Below are 21,732 nucleotides of genomic sequence, written 5' to 3' on the forward strand. Positions count from 1 at the left end.
CGGCGAGACTAACGTTTCGGCACCTTCACCCACACCGCCTCCGACGGCGTGCCCTTGCCGTCGACCGCGTTCAGCATGTAGTAGCCCGGCGGCACCAGCGACGGGTCCTTCGGCAGGGTCACCGTGATGCCGTCCTTCGTCCGCTTGAAGTCGAGTGCGATCGACCGCTGTTCGACGTTGGTCACATGGGTGAAGGAACTGGGCCGGATCAGCCGCATCTTCTTGACCGCCGAGGCTTGGGCGGTCTTGTACGTGGTCTTCGCGCCCAGCTTGACCGTCCTCGGCCCGCCCTCGGCGGCGAGCTTCGGGCGCCCGTCCCGGTACAGGTACGGCGGCGTGTAGAGGTCGATCTGCTGCTGGAACTGGCCCGGCGTGGTGTTCGCCTTGTCCTTGAACAGCGAGTCGGAGCCGAAGGTCATGACCCGCCCGTCCGGCAGCAGCAGCGCGCCCGAGTGGTAGTTGCGCCCGACCAGCGGATCGGCGACGCCGCGCGTGCGGTTGGTCTTCGGGTCGTACAGCTCGGCCTTCAGCACGTTGCTGTCGCTGCGCCCCCGGTAGTCGCCGGAGCCGTTGGTGGTCAGGATCGTGTCGTCCGGCAGGATGACGCTGCTCGGATAGCGCACCTTCTCGTACAGATCCGGTCCGTCCTTGAACCGCGGCTTGTCGTCCTTCAGGTCGACGATCCGGGTCCCGGCCGTGGACCGGGCGGACTCGCCGACCCCGCCGCCGCCCAGGACCATGAACCGCTGGTCCTGCGCCGGCGGCAGCATGACCGACATCGACGTCTCCAGCAGCTTCGGGTCGCTGATGCCCGGCACGACCTGGAACTTGTTGCTCTTCAGATCCCAGATCCCGGGGGCGCGGCCCTTGTCGTCCGGACCGTATCCGGCATTCGACCCGGTGTAGAAGAGGCGGCCCTTTTCGGTGAGGAAGAGCGAGGGGTAGGTGGGGAAGAAGCGCTTCTTCGGCAGCCGCTTCCACTTCTTCGTCTTCGGGCTGTAGACCTCGTTCTTGCCCGGCACGACCTGGCCGATTTCATCGAGCCCGGACACGGCCAGCACCCGGCCGTCCTTCAGGGTCGTCAGGGTCGGATACCAGCGGGCCTCGTACATCGGGTCCACGGTGATGTACCGCTCCGACTCCGGGTCGAATTCGTAGGCCTGCTTGATGCCCTGGAAGTCCTTCTTGTCGAACGACAGCTTCTGCGCGATGCCGTAGAAGTTCCGCTTGTCCTTGCCCTTCAGCCCGGCGATCCGGTAATTGTCCTCGGTGCCGGTCTGGTACTTCTTTCCCTTCCGGCGCGCTTCGACATAGACCCGCGCCGTGCTGGCGGTGACGGTGACCTTTCCCGTCTTGGCGTTCGTCTTCTTCTTCGCGCGCGGGACGAGGACCGGGTCCTTGGACTCGAAGGTCTTGCCGTTCTCCTTGCCCGTGAAGCGCGTCCCGGGCGGGAAGGTCTTCGGCTTGTCCGGGTCCTCGTTGTGGACGAACATCAGTCCGCCCGCCTTCTCGACGTCGCCCTTGAGCTTCTCGTACCGCTGCGTGCCGCCCGCCACCAGCAGCTTTCCGTCCGGGAGCTGGGCGTGCCCGGAGCAGAAGAGGTCCTGGGGTGTGGGGATGTTCCGGTACGTGTTCTTCTTCGGATCCCACAGGACGGTGCGGAACGACTTCGCGTCGAAGTTCTTGGCGTTGTTCCCGGAACCGGCGACCAGCAGCACCTTCCCGGTGTGCAGCAGGGCGGCGTGGATCGTATTGATCCGATACGCCTTCGGGACGTTGACGACGTCCCAGTGGCCGTTCTCGGCCTTGTACTCCGGTTGGTTGATCTTGTAATCGTGATAGTGCGCGGAGCTGAATCGGTAGAGCGCCGGGCCGTTCATCCCGGCCAGTACGGTCACGGCCGCCGCACCGATTCCGAAGCGGCGGGTGCGGCGACTCGGTCGGTACTTCACGTCTTATCGTCCCCCAAGAGCGGGCTGCGTTGTCCGTTTCTCCTGGCGGACGGTCCACCGCCAGGCGATGATCGGAGCGGCTGTGATAGCCAGGGCGAGTGATGCCCAAACGGTCATCGCTGGATGACTGTGGCCGAAGTAGAAGGAAGAGGCGAGCGACCCGCCGAAGACGACCAGGAAGAAAAGATGGATCCGGAATGTTCCGAAGAGCGTGTCGGGGCTCGACGAGTCACCCTTGGGGGTGACGACGAAGCGGCTCTTTCGGCGTAGTACGGCATCCATCAGGGACCGCGCGTAAATCGGTGCGGACATCGCGGACATCACCATTCCCGCCACACCCCCCGACCCTTCCGGCTCATGCGGCGAAACGTTGTGCCGCCGGTTCCAGACGTAGAGCCCGATCTGGAGCGCCGAGGCATTGCCGTAGAGCATCATCCAGATGGCGGGATCGATCTGGATGCCGGACGCCCCGAACCCGAGGAACAGGGCGCAGCTGATCCCGGCGAGGATCCAGTTCAGCGCCGACATCGGATAGAAGATGACCATCAGGGTGTAGTTGAAGAGCTTCCCCGCGGGCAGCGAGAAGGGCGCCTTCCAGAACTGCTTGAGGATCGTCTCGTACGTGCCGCGCGACCAGCGCAGCTGCTGTGTGAAGAAGTCCGTCCAGGCGTTCGGGCCCTCGCCCACCGCGAGCACGTCCGGGGTGTAGACCGAGCCCCACTTCCGCCCGGTGGAAGGGTTGCGGTGCCGGTGCAGCTCGAAGCCGGTGGCCATGTCCTCGGTGATCGAGTCGTACAGCCCGCCGATGCTCTTGATGGCGCTGATCCGCACCGCGTTGTTGGTCCCGACGAACATCGGCGCGCGGTACGCGTTCCCGGCGCGCTGGATCAGCGCGTGGAACAGGAACTGCTGGCTCTCGGCGGCCTTCGTGACCGCTGCGTCGTAGTTCCCGTACACCTGGGGGCCGACCACGAAGGCGATGTCCGGATCGCGGAAGTAGCCGAGCATCCGCTCCAGATAGTTCGGCAGCGGCACGTGATCGGTGTCGACGGAGGCGAAGAAGTCGTACGCGTCGCCGTGGGCGTCCAGCCAGGCGTTGTAGTTGCCGTGCTTGGTCTTCGCCCGGTACGGGCCGCTGGCCTGGTTCCACTTCTCGACGCCCTTGCGGGTGAAGTGGCGCACGCCCAGGCGCGCGCAGATCTCTCGTACCTCGAGGTCGTCGCCCTCGTCCAGCAGCCAGACGTCCAGCTCCCCCCGGTGCCGTACCCTGACCGCCGCCTGGAGCGTCTTCGTCACCATCTCGATCGGCTCCTTGCCGGGCACGAACGTGGTGATGAAGGCGACCTTCGTCCCCGTCTCGGGCACAACCGGAACCGGATCGCGGGCCACGAGCGTCGCGTGCGCGTTGGACGCGACGTTCATCGTCCGGAACAACTCGATCAGCCCGATCGAGACCAGCATGACGGCGTCCAGCACCGCCATGGTCGGGCCGGCGTCGGCCCGATCGGTCCAGTGCGCGGGCTGGATGAGCCATACCAGCAGCCCCAGCGACACCAGCGGCGCCGCCCCCAGCAGCAGCGCGGCCCGGATGCGGTGCGGCTCGTCCGCCAGCAGGCTGCGGTAGCGCACGCGGTAGGGGGCGTGCGGGTCGGGCTGGGTGAGTGGTCCGGCGAGCCTGCTGTAGTGCTCGTAGTCGTACTTCGGCAACGGCCGCCGCCGGCGGCTGCCCCATCGTCCGTTCGGATACTGCCGCGGGATGCGTAAGCGCGTCGTGGTGGACGAGTCGTACGCATGCTGGTCGTACGAATGCCGGGCGCCTGTCGGCGTCGACGTCATGAGTTCATTCCCCCCGCACGCGGGCTGGTGCGTGTCGTCACGTTCTCCTTGCCGGCACGACCCCCCACGGCCGTACGGGCACGATAGTGGAGGCGATCAATCCGTCGAATGGAATCGAATGCGGAATGGTCGCCTTCGGCTTGTGCGCAAAGTGTGCCGGACTCGTCTCGTCCGGACTTCCCCCCGGGCGCCCCAACACCCCTTGTTACAAGGCGTGTTGGTGTGTGATGCACCCAGCTCAGGGTCTCGAAGGCGCTCGGGTGATCGCAAGGAGAAACGCGGCCTTATTCGGACAAAGGTGCGCAATGTGAGGTGGACATGGCTGGTCGCAAAAACGGCTTATTCGTGATGCGGAGAACGCAGTCTGTTGCGAATGTTGCAGAAGTGGTCGCGAATGGCCTCTTCGGCGCGTAGGGCGTCGCCGGACCGGACCGATTCCAGAATCCGCCGGTGCTGGGCGAGGGTGACGTGGGGGTCGGTCGGTACGTCGACCAGGTCGGTGCGCACCCGGTGGAAGGCGTCCCAGAACGCCTCCAGTACCTCGCTGAGCAGCGTGTTGTCCAGGCTCCCGTACAGCGCGGCGTGAAAGGCGCGATCGGTCTCCGCGTGGACGGCCCCTTCGGCCGCCTCCGCCTCCATCCGCCGTACGATCGCGTCGAGCGCCTGGAGGTCTTCTGCCGGTATCCGTCCCGCCAACCGCGCGATGAGCCCTGTCTCCACGGCCTCGCGCAGCTCCAGCAGCTGCAGCAGGCTGTCCTCGCCCCGGTAGTGACCGGCGACGGTGCGGAAGATCAGCCCCTCGATCATGGGCGCCATCGACATGGGCCCCACGTATGTCCCGAAGCCGTGCCGGATCTCGACGATCCCCATGGCTTGGAGTGCCTTGAGCGCCTCGCGTACGGAGTTACGGCTGACTCCGAGCAAGTGCATAAGGTCCGTCTCGGTGGGGAGAGGGGCGCCGGAGGGGAGCCGTTGGTCGATGATGAGCCGTTTGATGCGCTCCTGGATGTCGCCCGCCATCCCACCACGCGCCTGCGCCGCCACCGCCACCTCCGATCCGGTCAGCTTAGCGGCAGCGGCGCCGGGTGTTCCCTCAGAGCTGCGCGGTGAATGCCGACCACGCCTGCCGTGAGATGGTCAGCTGGCCGAGCTGGGTGTCCTTGGAGTCGCGGACATGGACGCTGTGGGGGCGTATCGCCACCTCGACGCAGTTGTCTCCCTCGCTTCCGCTGTAGCTGCTCTTGAACCAGTCTCGTTCAGTGATGCTCATAGCGCTCCTCGCATCTGCTTCAGCAAGCTCACCGTGGCCCCGCAATCGAGGGCTTGCGAACGCAGCTTGCCATAGCGTTGGAGGAGAACACTCACGTCCTTCGGTGCTGTAATCAGGGTGCTCGAACGCTGTCCTTCGGTGTAGCCGACCCACTGGTGGTCCGGAGTCTCAGCCAAGTACATCTGGCCGTCGACGCCAGAGTGATCCTCTTGGCGCAGCGGCATGATCTGGATCTCGACGTTGCGTCGGCGGCCGACCTCCAGTAGATGGTCGATGACGGCCCGCGTGACGTCAGGTCCTCCCATGTGCCGTTCCAATAGCGCCTGTTCGATGATGAAGCTGAACGCCGTGTTCGGCCTCTCCGTCAGCAGGCGATGGCGTTCCAGTCGGGCTGCTACCTCCCGTTCCAGCTGGTCTTCGGTGACCGGTGGCAACCGGCGCTCATATATGGCGCGGATGTATGGCTCGGGCTGCAGCAATCCGGGGATCGCCCGGCACTCATACGCGTACAGCGTCACCGCCTCTTCCTCGATCCCCGCCCACTGCTGGAACCATGCCGCCAGACCTGCCTTTCGCATCAGAGTGCGGTAGGCGGCGCCCAGAACCCGAGCGGCCGGGGCGCCCAGAACACCTTCCGAACGCGGGACGAGTTCCTTCGGTGGGAACCTCCTGCCCTGCTCGATCTTGGCGACGTACGTCACCGAGTACCGCACGCGCGGGGCGAACTGCTCCTGCGTCAACCCCCCTTCGTCCCGCAGCGCTTTCAGCACCGCGCCAAACGTCTTGAGGCTGTCCGACACTTCGGGTTCGCTGTTGTCTGCTCCCATACGTACATCGTCACGGGCGGTGACCGCCCCAGTCCAGCGAGTCAACTGGTACAGCGGAAACTGGGTGGGTGTCATACCTGGCCGGAGGCGCCCCCGCACCGCAACGCTTCCGCCCATGACCGCACCACAGGGCCAAGTTCCCGTCACCGTACGTACGTTCGCACAGCGATTCTCCGCCACCCGGCGCGGGGCCCGGCTCGCCCGGCTGCTGGCCGCGAACCAGTTCGCCTCCTGGGGGCTCGGCCCCAGCGACGCAGCCGTCATCGTCGTGGCGGAGCTGGCCGCGAACGCCGTACTCCACGGCCGCGTCCCGGGACGGGACTTCGCCCTGCTCCTGCGGTACGACCACGAGACCGGCCGTCTGGAGATCGAGGTCTCGGACACCCACGACCGTCAGCCCACCCCCAAGGCCCCCACCTGCGCCGACGAACAGGGCCGTGGCCTGCTCCTGGTCGAGGCGCTGGCCGACCGCTGGGGCGTCAAGGAACGCCGCGGCCCGGGCAAGACCGTCTGGGCCCACATCACCTTACGGAAGGGCGCGCTCTAGGGGAGGCGCGACAGCAAGTGGGCGTCGAGGAAGCCCCGCTCGGAGGCCGGATCGTGGAGCAGCCGGGCGAACGTGTCGAGCCCGGCCCCGGCCAGCAACTCGGCGAACCGGTCCACCGGCCAGCTGTAGGCGGGCGCCACTTTGTGGTCGAAGCGGACCGGCTCCGGTCCGTCGTCGGTCGCGAAGAACGAGACCAGGAGCAGGCCGCCCGGTGCCAGGACACGTACCTGCTCGGCGAGCAGCGCGGGCAATTCCCCAGGCGGGGTGTGGATCATCGAGTAGTGCGACAGCATGCCGCCGAGCGAGCTGTCCTCGACCGGCAGGGCCTCCATCCGCGCCACGTCGAACCGCAGCGCCGGATGGGCCCGCCGGGCGTGGTCGACCATGCCCGGGGAGAGATCGAGCCCGAAGGCGTCCAGCCCCAGTTCGTGCAGCATGGCCGTCAGATGTCCAGGCCCGCACCCGACGTCGGCTGCCCGCGGGTTCCCCGTCCCGCGCACCAGCTCGGCGAAGGTGCCGATCATGTTCCGCGAGAACGGATGCGCCTCCAACCGATCAGCGAACAGCGACGCGTATATCTCGACGACCCCGTCGTAGGCCACCCTGGTCTCGTCCTGGTGTTCCGTCACGGGAGGGAAAGCTAGCACCCGCGCACGCACACCTAGCCCGTCTCGCCCAGTCCCGCCAACCGGCGTTCGACGTGGCCACGTAACGCGGTCGCCCGGGGGTCGTCGTAGTCGGCGAGGAGCCGTAGCACCTCGGTCCAGTGCCGACGCGCCGCCTCCGGGTCCTCGCCGACCACGGCCGTGGCCAAGCCGTCGAGCGCGACGGCCTCGTGCCATGTGTCCCCGAGGCGCGGTGTGCCTCCACCGCCATCCGGTGAAATGGCTCGGCGTCCGCGCGCCGCCCCATCGCCTGGTACGTGGCACCCACCCCGTGCCACCCCATCGCCTCCCGCGAAGCGTCCCCCAACCTCCCGTGCAGTCCCACCGACCGCTGCCCCGCCTCCAGTGCCTCCCCGAACCGTCCCAAGGCACGCAGCGCATCGGCCTGAGCAAGCAGCCAATACCCTTCGAGTGTGGTGTTGCGCAGTTCGAGTGCGATGTCGACGGCCTCCTCCGCCGCCCACCGGGCCTCCAGCGGTTCGCCACGGTCGAGTTGCACGGCGCTGAGGATGCGATGCGCGTTGCCTATCTGGGCGCACGTCAGCTCGCGACGTGACTAACCCGCCCATCGACGCAGGGCGGCTTCGAGGCAGGTGTCGTCGGCGGTGTCGGTGGCCCAGGCGACCACCCCGTCCGGGCGTACCAGCACCCCGGCCGGCGTCCCGGGTCCGTCGGTCACGGTGCTCACCCGTCCTGCCCAGGCCGCCGCGAGGCGGGCGAACGCGCCGGCCGGGCTGCGGTCGAGCAGCAGGAACCCGCCGCCGTGGCCGTGGTCGACCAGCCGGGAGCCGTCGCTCAGCCACAGGTCGGGGACGTACCGGCCGAGCAGCGGATGGTCGCCGGGCAGGTCGACACGCTGCGTGACGCCGGAGATCTTCTTGACCGCGTAGGTCGCGCCCGCAGAGGTGCTCAGCAGGTCGGCGACGACCTCCCGGAGCGCGGCCGACTTGGCGTCCCCGCGCATCACGCCGATCTGGGCCCGCGTCCAGTCCAGCACCCAGGCGCCGAGGGGGCGGCGCTCGGCGTCGTAGGTGTCGAGCAGCCCTTCGGGTGCCCACCCGGCGACCACGGCGCCGAGCTTCCAGCCCAGATTCATGGCGTCGCCGACGCCGAGGTTGAGCCCCTGGCCGCCGAACGGCGAGTGCACATGCGCGGCGTCACCGGCCAGCAGCACCCGACCCGAGCGGTAGGCCGCGGCCTGGCGGGCGTTGTCGGTCCAGCGGGTCGCCGTGCCGCGCAGCGCGGTCAGCGTGACGTCGGTGCCCGAGACCCGGCGCAGGCCGGCCTGCACGTCCTCCAGGGTGACCGGCGCCGACCGGTCGGCTGGGCCGCCGTCGAACTCCACGGTGACCACCCGCCCGGGCTGCGGCCCGTAGCGGTACGCACCCCGGGGCGACCACGCCCAGCCGTCCGCGAGCATCGAGGGGTCGGCGATGTCGGCGACCGCCAGGTGCCCGGTGAGTTCGGGGCCGGTGCCGGGGAAGGCGATGCCCGCGAGGCGTCGTACGGCGCTGTGTCCGCCGTCGCACCCGACCAGCCACCCGGTGCGCACCGCACCGTCCGTGGTGCCGACACGCACGCCGTCGCCGGTGTCCTCGAGGGCGGTGACCTCCATCCCGCGACGCACCGGTATGCCGAGCCGCGCGACGTGGTCGGTCAGCAGCGCCTCCAGTTCGCGCTGCGGCACGAGCCTCGCTCCGTCGACCGTGGTGTGCGCGGCGAGGTCGGGATCGGACCAGTCCACGAGGCCGGGGTCGAGGACCATCCCCGCGAAGTGCCCGGTGAAGCGGGAATCGGGGGCGAACGGCCCCACCCGCTCCAGCATCTCGCGCTGCACCTGTTCGGCGGCGGGCCGCAGGCCGCGGCGGTCGAGGGCCTCGGCCGTCGGCACGTTGATCGCCCCCGCCTTCATCGCCTCGTCCGGCTCGGCCCGTCGCTCGATGACCTGCACCGTCGCCCCGGAGAGCGCCAGCTCGGCGGCGAGCACGAGGCCCACGGGCCCGGCTCCGACCACGGTCACGTCCACATCGTGGTTCACATTTACTTTCACGAACGCTGTTCTATGTACGAACGACGTTCGTGTCAATTAGGGTGGTCGGGTGAACCCAAGAGAGCGACGCGCGGCGCGCCACCAGCCGCCGAATCCCGAGGCCGACCTCACACCACGGCGCCGCACGGTCCCGATCACCGTCGAGCAGGTCGTGGACACCGCGCTGGGTGTCATCGCCACGGAGGGTTACGAGGCGCTGACCATGCGCCGACTGGCCGGCGCGCTCGACACCGGACCCGCCTCGCTCTACGCCCACGTGGTCAACAAGGCCGACCTGGACGAGCTGCTCATCGGGCGGCTGTGCGCCCAGCTCGTACTGCCCGAACCCGACCCCTCGGCCTGGCGGGAGCAGATCCGCGGGGTGTGCGCCCAGATCCGCGACCAGTACCTGACGTATCCCGGGATCTCGCGCGCCGCGCTCGCCATGGCCCCCACCGACCTGGAGACCCTGCGCGTCAGCGAAGGAATGCTGGCGATCCTGCTCGCGGGTGGCGTCGCCCCGCAGGCCGCCGCCTGGGCCATCGACGCCCTCCTGCTGTACGTGGCCGCCTACTGCCTGGAGGCGTCGATCGTGCGGCAGCGAGCAGCGCACGATGACGCCGCGTGGGTCGTCGACCGTGACGAACTGCTGCGCCGGTTCACCGCGTTGCCCGCCGCGACCTTCCCCCACACCGCCCGCCACGCCGCCGAGATCACGGCCGGCGAGGGCCACGACCGGTTCGACTTCACCCTCGCCTTGATGATCGACGGCCTCGCACACCGCTCGACGGGGCCGCAGGTCTGATTCAAGCGCGGCCGGGGATCGTAGCGCCCCCGCCTCCCCGGGCGGGACGGACTCCCTCCCGTTCCCGCTCAAGGCGCATGACGCGGTCGTCAATACTCACTCACGCACACCAAGGGCGCCCAAGCGCGTTCCACCGGCAGCAGCTCCCCACCCCGCCGTCCGCCCCGAGCCCCGCTGCCCCGGCCACGAGCGCGCCGGGACAGCCCTGGCCGAGGCACCCGCCGACCGCCGGGCCACGCCGGTAGAATCCGCCACGCGGCGGCTGATCTTCGGGTAGCGGGCGGCCGACGACGGGGGATCCTCCTTCTGCGCCCCTGGGAGTCCTCCATGCCGAACACGTCCCCCGACCCGGCGGCCACGGCACCGCTCGGGCCACCGCCGCCGTTCGATCCGGAACTCGCCGCGGCACTCGCGGTCATCACTCGGATGCTGCCGCCCGGCGGGTCCGGGGCCGACCCGGGCGAGACGCCCCCGGAGGATGTGCCCGGGATGGCACCGGTGACCAACGCGGCCCTGGAGCGTGACGGGGCCTTCCGGGTCGAGGAGCGGTCCGTTCCGGGCCCGGCGGGCGCGCCGGAGGTCTCGCTGCTGATCTGCCGCCCGGCCCACGCGACCACCCCGACACCGGCGCTGTACCACATCCACGGCGGCGGCATGATGGTCGGCGACAACCGGACGGGCATGCCCGACATGCTCGACCTCGCGCAGGAGCTGCGGCTGGCCGTGGTGTCCGTCGAGTACCGCCTGGCGCCCGGGACACCGCATCCGGGGCCGGTCGAGGACTGCTACGCCGGTCTGAGCTGGACCGCCGAGCACGCCGAGGAGTTGGGCGTCGACCGGGAGCGCATCGTCGTCGCCGGTGGCAGTGCCGGCGGCGGCCTCGCGGCGGCCGTCGCCCTGATGGCGCGCGACCGCGGTGGCCCCGCCCTGTTCGGGCAACTGCTGATATGCCCCATGCTGGACGACCGCAACGACACCCCGTCCGCCCGCCAGATGACCGGAGTCGGGGTGTGGGACAGCGCCTCCAACGAGGCGGGGTGGACGGCGCTGCTCGGCGCCGCACGCGGAACGGACGGCGTCTCGCCGTACGCCGCACCCGCCCGCGCGACCGATCTGTCGGGGCTGCCGCCCGCGTTCATCGACGTGGGATCCGCGGAGACCTTCCGCGACGAGGACGTCGACTACGCCGGCCGCATCTGGCGCGCCGGGGGGCGGGCTGAACTGCACGTCTGGCCCGGTGCCTTCCACGGTTTCAGCGGAATGGCCCCGCACGCCGCCATCTCCCGGGACGCACGGGCCGCGCGGCTGTTATGGCTGCGCAGACTCCTGGCGCCGTGAAGACCAGCGCCTACGCCTGCTCGCGTGTCATGTCCTGCGTGCCGATGACGGAGAGAAGTTGCAGCTGCGAGGCGCCCTCGGTGCCGGGCGGGGCGGTGAACCACAGCAGGCGTTGGCAGCCGTCCTCGCTGAACAGGGTGTGGCAGTCCAGTTCGATGACCCCCAGGGCGGGATGGACGATGTGTTTGTGGTCGGTCCGCCGGAGGGCGACGTCGTGGGTGTCCCAGAGGACGGCGAACTCCTCGCTGCGCCGCCGTAGTTCGGCCACCAGTTCGGCCACCGTGGCGTCACCGCCGCGCCGGGCGGCCACGGCCTGCAGATCGGCGACGAAGGCCCGGGAGTGATGGGGGTGGTCCTCGGCCGGGTAGAGGGCGCGGGCGCCGGGGTCGGTGAACCAGCGGTGGACGAAGCTCGCCTCGGGGCCGCGTACGGCCGGGGGCGGACCGAGGAGCGCGGCGGCCAGCGGGTTCTGGACGAGCGTTTCGTGCAGGTCGGTGATGACCCGCGCGGGGGTGGTGGTGAGCCGGTCCAACAGGCCGAGCAGGGCGGGCTGGACGTGCGCGGCCGGTCCGTGGGCCGCGGGGGGAACGCGGCGGTCGGCGAGGTGGAACAAGTGGTCGCGTGCGTCGCCGTCCAGCCGCAGCGCGCGGGCGAGGGCGGCCAGCACCTGGGCCGAGGGCTGGGCACCGCGCCCGCGCTCCAGCTCCGTGTAGTAGTCCGCGGAGAGCCCGGCCAACTGGGCGACCTCCTCGCGCCGCAGCCCGGGCACCCGGCGCCGCGGACCGGCGGTCAGCCCGACGTCGGCCGGGCGGATCCGGGCGCGTCGGGCCTTCAGAAATGCGGCGAGCTGCGAGTGGTTCACGCCGTCCATCGTCGCGCGCACCGGTGCGCTGATCCAGGGGACGGCAACCCCTGGGTGGGCACAGCCCTGGTTGGCGCGGCGGCACCGGCCCAGGGTGGGACCTGTCCAGCTTGTCCCTGCCGTTCCGCATAGGAAAGAGAACCACCATGCCTTTCGCGAACTTCAAGGTCCCCGCCGGAACCCTCGACGAGCAGCAGAAGGAGAAGATCATCACGCGGACGACCGACCTGTACGCCGAGATCTACGGCGAACGGGCCCGGGCCAACACCCTCGTCCTGGTGGAGGAGGTCGCCGACGGCGGCTGGGGCATCGGCGGCAACGTCCTGACCCTCGCCGCGCTCCAGCAATCGGGCTGACCAACGGGCGGCGGCGATCGCGCGCTTGGTGGTCAGCTCTCCTGGTCCGTTCCCTCCAACCGACGTTCGATGGCGCCGCGCATCGCCACCGCCCGTGGGCCCGTCGTGGTCGCCCAGTAGCCGCGCTGTCGGTGGGAGTGGAGTTCCCACTGCATGTACGGGGTCAGCGGTGGTTCGACCACCCGCACACGGTGAAAGGTGTGTCCGTGCTGTGCGTCCTCTTGGGCGGCCGCGCGCAAGGCGTCACGTCGGTCTTCCAGGAGCCGCAGCGCCTCTTCCCACTGGCCCCGGCGAAGTGCGTCCCGGCTGGGGCTGCCCTGCTCCTCGAAGTGCTGTCGGCGCTCCAGCTTCCAGGAGGCGGCGTCACGGATCCTCGCTTCGCGTTCCCGGAAGTCGCGCTTGTAGGCGTCCCGGGTGAGCCGTTCGCCCTGCTCGGGCGGGAGAGCGGGGGCCTGGAGATCACGCATCGGGGATGTCCGCCTTCGCCGCCCTGAGCATGCTTCCGGGGATGACGACAAGCCGCTCGTCGGGGCCGACGCTCACGCCGTCCGGTAGCTGAGCGCCGTAGACGGCCGTGAGGTCCCTGCCGATCACCGCGATGTCGCCATTATTGAGCTGCCAGATGTCCGGGCAGTCGTCACGGCCATCTGTAACGCCGAGCTCTTTGCCGGACCTTCCGAGCCGCCGCTCGAACAACGCGGACGGGTCGGGCTTCCAGGCGTGAGTCATGTCTGCCTCCGCTCAACGGACCACGGGAGTGGTCGTCACTGAGTGTATTCGCGCCGGGACTCGGAATCTATGGCCGCCTCGTTGTTCCGACCAGCAGCGCGACGTGATGGCAGCTTTCGATGAAGCTCCGGGCAGCGGTGGGAGTGACAGTGTGGGCTTGGTGCACGGCTTGGTTGCGAAGGGTGCGCAGCCGGTTGACGACGTCGACCATGTCGGGCGGCAGGCCATCATGCATCATGCTGAGCAGCGCGTTCCACGCCGTGACGACGGCCCCGACGGGCGACGCGTCGGCCATGGTCCGGGCTTCGCTGAGCTGTTCGCGCCAGTACGGTGCCTCGGTCGGGGCAGGCTGCGCATACGAGGGCGGAGACCACGCGCCCGCAGGCTGTGGTGCCGGTCCTTGCGGGGCCTGCGGTGGCGGGGCTTCCTCGCCTGCGGGAGGGGCGAGGTCCTCTTCCGCGCGCTCGGGGGCCGGCTCACCGGCCGGTGCTGGGTACGGCGGCCAGGGCTGAGGGCGCGGCGTGGGCACTCCCTGCGCGAAGGGCACCGGTGCGTCGGCGATGACGACCTCTTCCGCCAGGCTCAGCACTTCCCGCGCTTGCGTCTCGAACTCGATCGCGCCCGCCGGAGTCTCCAGGCGCGTCATCCGCGTGAACGCCTCGCGGATGTGGCCGCGCAGGCCCCAGACCAGGCCCACCGTCACGGCGGGCCAGACCAGCGTCTCTATGTACTTCAGGACGAGTTCGGCGATCTCCACTTGACCATGATCACCAGATTGGGAGGGTGTATGCCACCCTTCCGGACTCCGTAATGGAGGCGAGACGTTCAGGGGCGGACGGATTAACAGACCGGCGCGCCCAGGGGGCTCGGGCCGTCGCCCACCACCGTGCGCCGGTGGCTCGGTCTTGGTCTCCGCCGGGAGATGCGGGAGATTCATCCGGGCGGTCAATTCAGACGCTCGCGCATCTTTTATCCGGGAGGGGAACATGTCGCCCATTCGCACCTTTGTTGCTGTGGCCATCATCGCCGGTGTGCTCACGGGAGCCGGTACGGGCGCCGCGCTGGCCGCGCCGGCGGCCAGCCACTTCGATGACGGCAGCTTCGAAACCCCCAGGGTGGCGGCCAACACGTTCGTGAACGTGGGGACGGGAGGGACCATCGGGCCATGGCAGGTGGCCGCCGGGAACGTCGACCACATTGGTGGCGGGTTCTGGCAGGCGGCCGAGGGGGACCAGTCCGTCGACCTCAACGGGGACAACGCGGGCACGGTGAGCCAGAACTTCACCACGGTGCCGGGCAAGAGGTACACGGTGACGTACTCCCTCGCCGGTAACCCCGCCGGCGGTCCGGCCATCAGGACCGGAAAGGTCCTGGTCGACGGCCAGAACTTCCAGGACTTCACCTTCGACGTCACCGGCAAGACCATGGCGAACATGGGCTATGTGACCCACGAGGTGTCCTTCGTGGCCACCGGCCCCACCACCACGCTGGCCTTCGCCAGCACCTTGTCCGGCGCCTACGGTCCGGTCATCGACGACGTCTCCGTCCGCGCCTGCGACCCCTGCCCCGACTGCGGCTGATCGCGGCCTGAACCGACCGCGTACGAACCGCCCCGGCGCCCTCGCGCGCCGGGGCGGTTCGTACTGCTTCGTGAGAAGATCCGTCGCGTCGTGGCGGGGTGGGCCGGGCCGTGGAGGGCGATGATGTACGCGATATCCCTGGGGGACGACGGCGCGGAGCTACGCCCGCTCGAACCGTGGCAGGCCGAGGAGTTCCTTGCCCACATGGAGCGGGGACGGGAGTTCATCGGGCAGCACATCGCGCTGGCGGACGCTGTCACGGACCTGGCGTCGAGCCGTAGGTTCCTCGAGTCGTACGCGCACAAGGCCGCCACGGACACCGGGCGGATCTATGGCATCTGGACGGACGGCAAGCTGGTCGGCGGAGTCCTCTTCCGGACGATGGACATCGCGCAGGGCACCGCCGAGGCGGGCTGCTGGCTGGAGCCATCGGCGGTGGGCCGGGGCCTGGTGACCAGGGCGTCCCGCGTGATCATCGACTGGGCAGTCGAGGAGCGGGGCATCCACCGCGTGGAATGGCTCGTCGCGGAGGCGAACGAGGCCAGCATCGCCGTGGCCCGGCGCCTCGGGATGACGAAGGACGGCGTACTGCGGGAGAGCTTCCTGTACCGGGGGCAGCGGCGCGACATGGAGATCTGGTCGGTGCTCGCCCCCGAGTGGCGGGCGTCCTCGTAAGGCATCCGCGTCGTCGCGCAGGGCGAGTTGGCGTTCCTTCTGCTCCTGGACGTGCCGCCGCGACGGATGCCGCGAAACACGACTGGGGCCTCCCGGACGAGCCAGGAAACCCCAGGTCAGTGGCGTAAAGCCAGGTGCGCCGCCAGGGACTCGAACCCCGGACCCGCTGATTAAGAGTCAGCTGCTCTAACCAACTGAGCTAGCGGCGCCTGCTGACGGAGAAATCTTACCGGACCTCGGAGCGTGGTCCGAACCAACCTCTTGTCATTGGTATGGACATGCCAGATGGCTCTGGCTACGCTCCACTTGGTCTAGACCGCACCGCACGGCTCGCAGAAGCACCCCCACGTCTTCAGGAGCGAAGCATGCGCAAGAAGATCCGCGCCGCCGTGGTCGGCATCGGGCTCGCGGCGGTCACCGTCCTCGCGACCGGCGGCAGTGCCACCGGTCACGGCTACACCGACTCACCGATCAGCAGGCAGAAGCTGTGCGCCAACGGGACCGTCGCCAACTGCGGCGACATCCAGTACGAGCCGCAGAGCGTGGAAGGGCCCAAGGGGTTCCCGTCGGGCGGGCCCGCGGACGGGACGATCTGCGCGGGCGGCAACAGCCGGTTCGCCCAGCTCGACGACCCGCGCGGCGGGGCGTGGCCCACGACGAAGCTGACCGCCGGGAAGAGCTACACCTTCAACTGGCGGTTCACGGCCTCGCACGCGACCACCGACTTCAAGTACTACATCACCAAGAACGGCTGGAACCCGAGCTCCAAGGTGACCCGGTCCAGCCTCCAGACCCAGCCGTTCCTGACCGTGCCGTACAACAACCAGCGGCCGCCGACCACGCTCTCGCACTCGGGGACGATCCCGAGCGGGATGACCGGGCGGCATGTGATCCTCGCCGTCTGGACCATCGCGGACACCGGGAACGCGTTCTACGCCTGCTCGGATGTCCAGTTCTGACCGTGCCGAATCCGGCGTGAAAAGGCCGCCCGGCCATGAGGCCGCCCGGCCATGAGGCCGGGCGGCCGTCCATCGGCTTACGTCACGCGTCGAACGTGCCCGCCTTCGCGCCCCGCAGGAAGGCGGCGAGCGTCGCCGGGGCCGTGGTGAGGACCACGTCCGGGTCGTCGCTCTCCCGGATCAGGAGCCGTCCGCCACTGGCGGCGATCTCCACGCACTGGCCCTCGCCCACGGAGTACGAGGACTTGCGCCAGCGCGGACGGTGCCGGCTCCCGGCGAGTGGTGCAGAGGTACATGAGGTGTTCATGTGTGGGGCCCTCTTTCTCATACGAGATCTGCGATAAGGCCCTTCGTCGCATCCGGGGACAGCGCGCTGTCGGCGATGCGGCCGAAGGCGTCGACGAAAACGTTGACGTCGTCGGCTCCTTCGACGTACGTGGGGCCGCGCAGGTTCTCCTGGGAGACCACATCCGGCATCGGCCCCGGAAAGCCCACGAGCGTGAACGCGCCGGCGTCCCCCGGGTTGGGCGCCGCGTCGATCGGCATCACCTGGAGCGTCACCGTCGGCCACTCCGCGACGTCCAGCAGCCGGCGCAGCTGATCGGCCATGATGGCCGGGCGGCCGGCGAACCGGCGGCGCAGCGCCGTCTCGTGGATGACGGCCCACAGCTTCAGCGGGGTGTCCGGGCGGGTGAGCACGGCCTGGCGGGCGAGCCGCACCTCGGCGAGGGCGGAGACCTCGGACGCGCTGCGGGCGCGGGCGTTCGCGGCGATCGTCTCGCGCGCGTAGTCGGACGTCTGGAGCAGCCCGGGGACGACCAGCGGGGCGTAGTCGCGGACGGAGTCGGCGTCCGACTCCAGCGATATGTAGTCGGCGTAGGCGGGCGCGACGACCCCGCGGTACGTCTGCCACCAACCGCGCTTGCCCGCGTCCTTGGCGAGCCCCTCCAGCGCGATCCGGACGTCCCCGTCGCTGACCTCGTACGCCCGCAGCAGGATCTCGACCTCGGTGGTGCGGATGGTCGCGTTGGCGTTCTCGATGCGCGACAGCTTCGGCGCGGTCCAGTGGCGGGCGCCAGGGGAACCGTTCGCGGTCGCGTTGAGCGCTTCGGCGGCCGCGTCCAGTGTCATACCCGCTTCGGTGCGCAGCCTCCGCAGGGTCGAACCCAGACGCCTGCGCCGTACGGTGGGCACTGGCTGGTAGGACATGGCGTCAGTCTGACCTATCGCCAACCGGAGTCACCAGGCGGCATATGCCAGTCTTGACCTAAAGAGTCGAAACATTGCGAGTGCCACTCCCGATGAGCCAGGATCGCTCTTGCGACACGGCGTCAGTGCGCTGCGTTTTGGAGGGGCCCCGGACCATATGGCAGACAACATCCCGCAGCGGTACGAACTCCGCCTCCGCGTTCACCCGCAGAAACTCGCCGAGGTGCGCCGCGCCGTCGGCTCCCGGCTGCGCCTGTGGGGACGCGAGGAACTGGTCACGCCCGCGGCGATGTGCGTCACCGAACTGCTGTCCAACGTCCACAAGCACGCGGCCTCGCCCGACTGCGTGCTGACGCTCGAAAACCGCCCGTACGGGATATGCGCCGCCGTCTGCGACTCCGAGCCCTCACTGCCGGTGCTCAAGGAGCCGGACTTCCTCTCGGAGTGCGGGCGTGGGATGTTCCTGCTCAGCAAGACCGCCCACGAGTGGGGCACGGACCTTCACGACCACGGCAAGACGGTCTGGTTCACGCTGCGTGCCGAATCAGTGGATTCCTGACCGTCCGCGCCGCTAGCGTGGAGTTGACGGAGCGGCAGGGGAGGGGGCCCATGGATCCGGTGACGACGGATGCGCTGGTCACGGCGGTCAACGCGGTGGTGTCCGGCGCCGGGGGCGAGGCGGGGCGGCGGGCCCTGGAATCGCTCGGCGCGCTGGCCCGCCGGGTGTGGCGGCGCGGCGATGCCGAGCCGGCGGCCGGTCCCGAGCCGGTCGCCATCCCGTACGACGACGAGGAGGGGCTGCGCCGGCTGGCCGATCTGCTGGTCGAACGGTCCCGGCAGGACCCGGAGTTCGGCCGCGACCTGGCCGCCTGGCTGCGGGAGTTCGGCGAGCCCGCCGAGCGGGAGGCGGGCGCGGTGCACAACACCTTCTCCGGGACCGCCTCGGGTCCGGTCATCCAAGGGCGCGACTTCCACGGTTCGATCAGTTTCGGCCCGCAGTGACCGATACCCCGTCCGGGACAGTGGCAGCAACTGGACAGCGCTGCTTCCACTTCGTGGCGGAACGTGTCCGTAGCGCGGCTGACCGTGTCCGGTCGGGGATCTCGCGGGCTGACGGTTCGTAACTTGATGACAACACACACCGTTTGGCGCGCGGTCGAGCGCCGGGTCGCGCTCTGACGCGCCGGACTTGGTCCAGTCTTTACTTCACGCCCCGCGTTGACGCCGTCGCTGTGCGCGAATTACTGTCATCAGTGATTTCGCACCATGCTGCCTCCGCGTATTGAGGCACGGGAATTCCAGGAACCAAGCCGGTATTTGCAAATCCAGGTAGCTGTCGCCCTGCAGGGGAACTCATGGTTGGTCTTGTGACGAGGTCCGAGCCTTCTCCTGAGCGTGGGGCGGACTCCTCGGGCACCGCCATGACCGGCGACTACGTCGAGCGTGCTCTGCTGGCCGCCCGCGATCTGATCGAATCCACGGTCACCCGGCACCGGCGGGAACTGGCCCAGGACTCCTGGGCGGGGAAGGCTCTCGGGCAGGTGCCGCTCGCTGAGGTCGTCGACACGCTCGTGGACGGGGCCGAACGGACCGTGAGCGTCGTCCTCTCGGGCGGCGAGGAACAGTCGGAGGTCGTCTGCGCGGCGCTGGCCCGGCCCGCCCGGGGCGGCCGCGGCCGCCGCGCGGTGCGGCTGCTGTGTCTGCCGCGGGCGCTGGACGCGGCCCGGGTGCGGGCGCTGGCGCGCACCGATCCGCGCTGCGAAGTCCGCGTCTGTAACGGGGAGTTACCGGAGGCGCTGTTCATCGACGGCCAGATCGTCTACGTACGGAACGAACCGCCGGACCCGGCGCGGGACGGCGGGCGGCAGGCGTCGCTCGTCGAGGATCCCGCCGCGGTGCAGGCCCTGGAGCTGATGTTCGCGGGGACCTGGGGGAACGCCGTGGCGCTCGAGGACTATCCGCGGCCGGGCGGGCGGCTGTGGGCCGCGTCCACGCGGCGCATCCTGGAATGCCTGCGCACCGGCCACACCGATGAGGTGGCGGCGCGCGACATGCAGGTATCCCTGCGGACCTACCGCCGATATGTCGCGGAGATCATGCGGGAGCTGGGGGCCGGATCCCGCTTCCAGGCGGGGGTACGGGCGGTGGAGCTGGGGCTGCTGCCGGACCACTGACACCGCCTTCACGCGGAGCTCATAGCCCATAGCCCATAGCCCATGGCACTCGAGACCTTGACCACGTCACGAGGCAGGAATAACGACATGAAGGATCCCGGCGATCCGGGGGACGTTCTGGAGCGGACGTTACGGGAGGTGCGGGCCCTCATCGAGGCCACCGTCGTCGAACACCGGGCCCGCAGAACGAGAACGGGGCAGTTCACCCAGGTGGGGGTGGCGGACGGGGCGTTCCTGGCCGCCGCCGAGCAGGTGATCACCCAGGCCCGGGGGCGGGTGGACGCCGTGTTCCCGGAAGCGCCCGGCCGGATGGCGGCGGCGCACGCGGCGCTCACCGCCCTGCTGCTGAACCTGGACGACGACGCGGTGGGGGTGCGGGTGCTGCGCGGCCGGGCCCCGGGCGGCGGATCGGGTCTCGGCTCGGGCGGTGGGCCGGGCGGAGGCGCCCCGGCGGGCCCCGCGCCCTTACCGTCGCCCATCCCGGGCCCCGCACCCGCGCCCGTGCCCGCGCCCGAGGCTACGCCCGAGTCCGAGGCGACGGGCGAGCCCGCGCCCCGGGAGCCCGCATGCCGTCCCGCACAGGTCCGGATCGCCCCGGTGCCCTTGCCCACGGCCGTGATCGCCGACGGCCGGACCGCGCTGGTGTGCACGGAGTCGGCGAACGGGCGGCAGACCTCGGTCATCGAGGACCAGGTGGTCGTCGGCTCGCTCCACGGCATGTTCCGCTCCATCTGGGCGGGGGCCGCCCCCGCCCCGCGCCCGCTCGACTTCGGCAACCGCGCCCGTACGGAGATGGTGCGGCGGGTGCTGGCGCGGCTGCGGGACGGGGTCACCGACGAGGCCGCCGCCCGCGATCTGGCGATTTCCGTGCGTACGTACCGCCGCTATGTCACCGGGATCCTGGAACTGCTGGACGCCAACTCGCGCTTCCAGGCCGGGGCGCGCGCCTCCGAGCTGGGCATTCTCGGTGAGCGCTGAAAATATTGTTTCGTTTTCCCATTCACATTGTGGACCGGTGTGCGCTGGGGATAGGTTGCCTCGCGGGCGTGCCGTGATCTGGAAAATCCGGTAATACAAGGGGATTTGGGGATGGGCGAGGGGTACGGGAGCGCTACGGCGGTCACGACGGTCACGGCGGCCAAGGTGGTCGTGCGCGGTGAGCGCCGCACGGGGATCATGTTCCGGGGAGTGTTTCCGCCGCTCGTATTCGGGCTGGCGCTGCTTCTCGTCTGGGACGTCGTCACCCGTACCGGAGCGGTGGCGGAGTTCTATCTTCCGGGGCCGGTCGACTTGGCCCGGCATTTCATCGATGCGTTACTGCACGATTCACTCGTCGACTACACCTGGGAAACCGTACGGGAAGCGCTGGCCGGAAGCGGTATGGGAATAGGGGTGGCGCTGCCGCTCGGCTATCTCATCGCCCGCAGCGACCTGGCGGCCGCCGCGCTCCAGCCGTACATCGCCGCCTCGCAGGCCGTGCCCGCCGTGGCGCTGGCCCCGCTGCTCGCGCTGTGGCTCGGCTACGGACTGCTGCCGATCGCGGTGCTGTGCGCGCTCCTCGTCTTCTTCCCCATCCTCGTCAACACCGTGCTGGGGCTGCGCGCACTGGATCCCGAGGTGCTGGGCGCCGCCCGCGTGGACGGCGTCGGGTGGTGGGGAATGCTCTGGTACATCGAGCTGCCGCTCGCCCTGCCCAGCATCCTCGCCGGGGTGCGCAACGGCTTCACGCTCTCCATCACCGGAGCGGTGGTCGGGGAGTTCGTCATGGGCGGCGAGGGGCTGGGGCAGCTGCTGTCCGTGCAGCGCCAGGCAGCCGACACCATCGGCCTGTTCTCCACACTCGTCATGCTCGCCCTGCTCGCCGCCGGTCTGTACGGGGTGGTCCGGCTGGTCGAGCGGCTCGCCCAGCGTGACTGACC

At 69.7% G+C, this 21,732-nt stretch carries 26 protein-coding genes and 1 tRNA gene; 12 read left to right on the forward strand and 15 right to left on the reverse strand.

Annotation, left to right across the window (positions count from 1 at the left end; translation table 11 throughout):
- Positions 1–8: 8 nt before the first annotated feature.
- The 5 genes from ACH4SI_RS39160 to ACH4SI_RS39180 form a co-directional block, all read right to left on the reverse strand.
- Entirely contained in the window at positions 9–1,952 is a 1,944-nt protein-coding gene (locus ACH4SI_RS39160; RefSeq protein WP_398304757.1) for a galactose oxidase-like domain-containing protein, read from the reverse strand.
- 3 nt (positions 1,953–1,955) lie between these two features.
- A complete protein-coding gene (locus ACH4SI_RS39165; protein ID WP_398304760.1) occupies positions 1,956–3,788 on the reverse strand; it encodes a glycosyltransferase family 2 protein in 1,833 nt (610 codons plus the stop codon).
- A 339-nt stretch (positions 3,789–4,127) separates the two neighbouring features.
- Positions 4,128–4,808 (reverse strand): FadR/GntR family transcriptional regulator, encoded by a 681-nt coding sequence (locus ACH4SI_RS39170; RefSeq protein ID WP_398304906.1) that lies wholly within the window; start codon positions 4,806–4,808, stop codon positions 4,128–4,130.
- Positions 4,809–4,881: 73 nt separating this feature from the next.
- On the reverse strand, positions 4,882–5,058 hold the full coding sequence (locus tag ACH4SI_RS39175; protein ID WP_398304763.1) for a DUF397 domain-containing protein: 177 nt from the start codon (positions 5,056–5,058) through the stop codon (positions 4,882–4,884).
- Positions 5,055–5,885, reverse strand: a complete 831-nt coding sequence (locus ACH4SI_RS39180; RefSeq protein WP_398304767.1) for a helix-turn-helix domain-containing protein — start codon at positions 5,883–5,885, stop codon at positions 5,055–5,057. Before ACH4SI_RS39180 ends, ACH4SI_RS39175 begins: the two co-directional genes overlap by 4 nt.
- 115 nt (positions 5,886–6,000) lie before the next feature.
- Between ACH4SI_RS39180 and ACH4SI_RS39185 the strand changes: the two genes are divergently transcribed.
- Entirely contained in the window at positions 6,001–6,432 is a 432-nt protein-coding gene (locus ACH4SI_RS39185) for an ATP-binding protein (protein WP_398304770.1), read from the forward strand.
- Here ACH4SI_RS39185 and ACH4SI_RS39190 read toward each other — a convergent pair.
- The 3 genes from ACH4SI_RS39190 to ACH4SI_RS39200 form a co-directional block, all read right to left on the reverse strand.
- A complete protein-coding gene (locus tag ACH4SI_RS39190; protein ID WP_398304773.1) occupies positions 6,429–7,061 on the reverse strand; it encodes a class I SAM-dependent methyltransferase in 633 nt (210 codons plus the stop codon). The two genes, ACH4SI_RS39185 and ACH4SI_RS39190, sit on opposite strands and share 4 nt — an antisense overlap.
- Before the next feature lie 32 nt (positions 7,062–7,093).
- Positions 7,094–7,246, reverse strand: a complete 153-nt coding sequence (locus ACH4SI_RS39195; protein WP_398304775.1) for a hypothetical protein — start codon at positions 7,244–7,246, stop codon at positions 7,094–7,096.
- A 407-nt stretch (positions 7,247–7,653) separates the two neighbouring features.
- Positions 7,654–9,123, reverse strand: a complete 1,470-nt coding sequence (locus ACH4SI_RS39200; protein ID WP_398304908.1) for an FAD-dependent monooxygenase — start codon at positions 9,121–9,123, stop codon at positions 7,654–7,656.
- A 73-nt stretch (positions 9,124–9,196) separates the two neighbouring features.
- Between ACH4SI_RS39200 and ACH4SI_RS39205 the strand changes: the two genes are divergently transcribed.
- The gene (locus tag ACH4SI_RS39205; protein WP_398304778.1) at positions 9,197–9,931 is read left to right on the forward strand and encodes a TetR/AcrR family transcriptional regulator; all 735 of its coding nucleotides are present in this window, start codon (positions 9,197–9,199) and stop codon (positions 9,929–9,931) included.
- Positions 9,932–10,258: 327 nt separating this feature from the next.
- Positions 10,259–11,269, forward strand: coding sequence for an alpha/beta hydrolase fold domain-containing protein (locus ACH4SI_RS39210; RefSeq protein WP_398304781.1), 1,011 nt, complete (start codon positions 10,259–10,261; stop codon positions 11,267–11,269).
- 10 nt (positions 11,270–11,279) lie between these two features.
- Here ACH4SI_RS39210 and ACH4SI_RS39215 read toward each other — a convergent pair whose 3' ends face one another.
- Entirely contained in the window at positions 11,280–12,140 is an 861-nt protein-coding gene (locus tag ACH4SI_RS39215) for a helix-turn-helix transcriptional regulator (protein ID WP_398304911.1), read from the reverse strand.
- A gap of 137 nt (positions 12,141–12,277) precedes the next feature.
- Here ACH4SI_RS39215 and ACH4SI_RS39220 point away from each other — a divergent pair, with 137 nt between their 5' ends.
- On the forward strand, positions 12,278–12,487 hold the full coding sequence (locus ACH4SI_RS39220) for a 4-oxalocrotonate tautomerase family protein (RefSeq protein WP_398304784.1): 210 nt from the start codon (positions 12,278–12,280) through the stop codon (positions 12,485–12,487).
- A 32-nt stretch (positions 12,488–12,519) separates the two neighbouring features.
- On the opposite strand, the gene ACH4SI_RS39225 is transcribed toward ACH4SI_RS39220, so the two are convergent.
- From ACH4SI_RS39225 to ACH4SI_RS39235, 3 genes are all read right to left on the reverse strand, one after another.
- Positions 12,520–12,954 carry a DUF6879 family protein gene (locus ACH4SI_RS39225; RefSeq protein WP_398304787.1) on the reverse strand — a complete coding sequence of 145 codons (435 nt, stop codon included), beginning with the start codon at positions 12,952–12,954 and terminating at the stop codon, positions 12,520–12,522.
- A complete protein-coding gene (locus tag ACH4SI_RS39230; protein WP_398304790.1) occupies positions 12,947–13,216 on the reverse strand; it encodes a hypothetical protein in 270 nt (89 codons plus the stop codon). The genes ACH4SI_RS39225 and ACH4SI_RS39230 overlap by 8 nt, the downstream gene beginning before the upstream one ends.
- A gap of 67 nt (positions 13,217–13,283) precedes the next feature.
- Positions 13,284–13,973 carry a hypothetical protein gene (locus ACH4SI_RS39235; protein ID WP_398304793.1) on the reverse strand — a complete coding sequence of 230 codons (690 nt, stop codon included), beginning with the start codon at positions 13,971–13,973 and terminating at the stop codon, positions 13,284–13,286.
- A 229-nt stretch (positions 13,974–14,202) separates the two neighbouring features.
- Here ACH4SI_RS39235 and ACH4SI_RS39240 point away from each other — a divergent pair, with 229 nt between their 5' ends.
- Together ACH4SI_RS39240 and ACH4SI_RS39245 are read left to right on the forward strand one after the other, a co-directional pair.
- Positions 14,203–14,796: a choice-of-anchor C family protein gene (locus ACH4SI_RS39240; protein ID WP_398304796.1), complete on the forward strand. Its 594-nt coding sequence runs from the start codon at positions 14,203–14,205 to the stop codon at positions 14,794–14,796.
- A 123-nt stretch (positions 14,797–14,919) separates the two neighbouring features.
- Positions 14,920–15,471 carry a GNAT family N-acetyltransferase gene (locus tag ACH4SI_RS39245; protein WP_398304914.1) on the forward strand — a complete coding sequence of 184 codons (552 nt, stop codon included), beginning with the start codon at positions 14,920–14,922 and terminating at the stop codon, positions 15,469–15,471.
- 135 nt (positions 15,472–15,606) lie between these two features.
- On the opposite strand, the gene ACH4SI_RS39250 is transcribed toward ACH4SI_RS39245, so the two are convergent.
- A tRNA-Lys gene (locus ACH4SI_RS39250) sits at positions 15,607–15,680 on the reverse strand.
- Between the two features lie 156 nt (positions 15,681–15,836).
- Here ACH4SI_RS39250 and ACH4SI_RS39255 point away from each other — a divergent pair.
- Positions 15,837–16,430, forward strand: coding sequence for a lytic polysaccharide monooxygenase (locus tag ACH4SI_RS39255; protein WP_398304799.1), 594 nt, complete (start codon positions 15,837–15,839; stop codon positions 16,428–16,430).
- Positions 16,431–16,512: 82 nt separating this feature from the next.
- On the opposite strand, the gene ACH4SI_RS39260 is transcribed toward ACH4SI_RS39255, so the two are convergent.
- A complete protein-coding gene (locus tag ACH4SI_RS39260; protein WP_398304802.1) occupies positions 16,513–16,737 on the reverse strand; it encodes a DUF397 domain-containing protein in 225 nt (74 codons plus the stop codon).
- A 17-nt stretch (positions 16,738–16,754) separates the two neighbouring features.
- Positions 16,755–17,639 carry a helix-turn-helix domain-containing protein gene (locus ACH4SI_RS39265; RefSeq protein WP_398304804.1) on the reverse strand — a complete coding sequence of 295 codons (885 nt, stop codon included), beginning with the start codon at positions 17,637–17,639 and terminating at the stop codon, positions 16,755–16,757.
- A gap of 157 nt (positions 17,640–17,796) precedes the next feature.
- Between ACH4SI_RS39265 and ACH4SI_RS39270 the strand changes: the two genes are divergently transcribed.
- The 5 genes from ACH4SI_RS39270 (at position 17,797) to ACH4SI_RS39290 (ending at position 21,730) form a co-directional block, all read left to right on the forward strand.
- On the forward strand, positions 17,797–18,198 hold the full coding sequence (locus tag ACH4SI_RS39270; protein WP_398304807.1) for an ATP-binding protein: 402 nt from the start codon (positions 17,797–17,799) through the stop codon (positions 18,196–18,198).
- Positions 18,199–18,248: 50 nt separating this feature from the next.
- Positions 18,249–18,641: a hypothetical protein gene (locus ACH4SI_RS39275; protein ID WP_398304810.1), complete on the forward strand. Its 393-nt coding sequence runs from the start codon at positions 18,249–18,251 to the stop codon at positions 18,639–18,641.
- A 365-nt stretch (positions 18,642–19,006) separates the two neighbouring features.
- Complete coding sequence (locus tag ACH4SI_RS39280) at positions 19,007–19,813, forward strand: response regulator transcription factor (RefSeq protein ID WP_398304813.1); 807 nt, start codon at positions 19,007–19,009, stop codon at positions 19,811–19,813.
- Between the two features lie 87 nt (positions 19,814–19,900).
- Entirely contained in the window at positions 19,901–20,791 is an 891-nt protein-coding gene (locus tag ACH4SI_RS39285) for a helix-turn-helix transcriptional regulator (protein WP_398304816.1), read from the forward strand.
- A 402-nt stretch (positions 20,792–21,193) separates the two neighbouring features.
- The gene (locus ACH4SI_RS39290; protein ID WP_398304916.1) at positions 21,194–21,730 is read left to right on the forward strand and encodes an ABC transporter permease; all 537 of its coding nucleotides are present in this window, start codon (positions 21,194–21,196) and stop codon (positions 21,728–21,730) included.
- Positions 21,731–21,732 lie beyond the last annotated feature (2 nt).

The sequence above is a fragment of the Streptomyces sp. NPDC021212 genome, from assembly GCF_044332925.1.
In the GTDB taxonomy this organism is placed as follows: domain Bacteria; phylum Actinomycetota; class Actinomycetes; order Streptomycetales; family Streptomycetaceae; genus Streptomyces.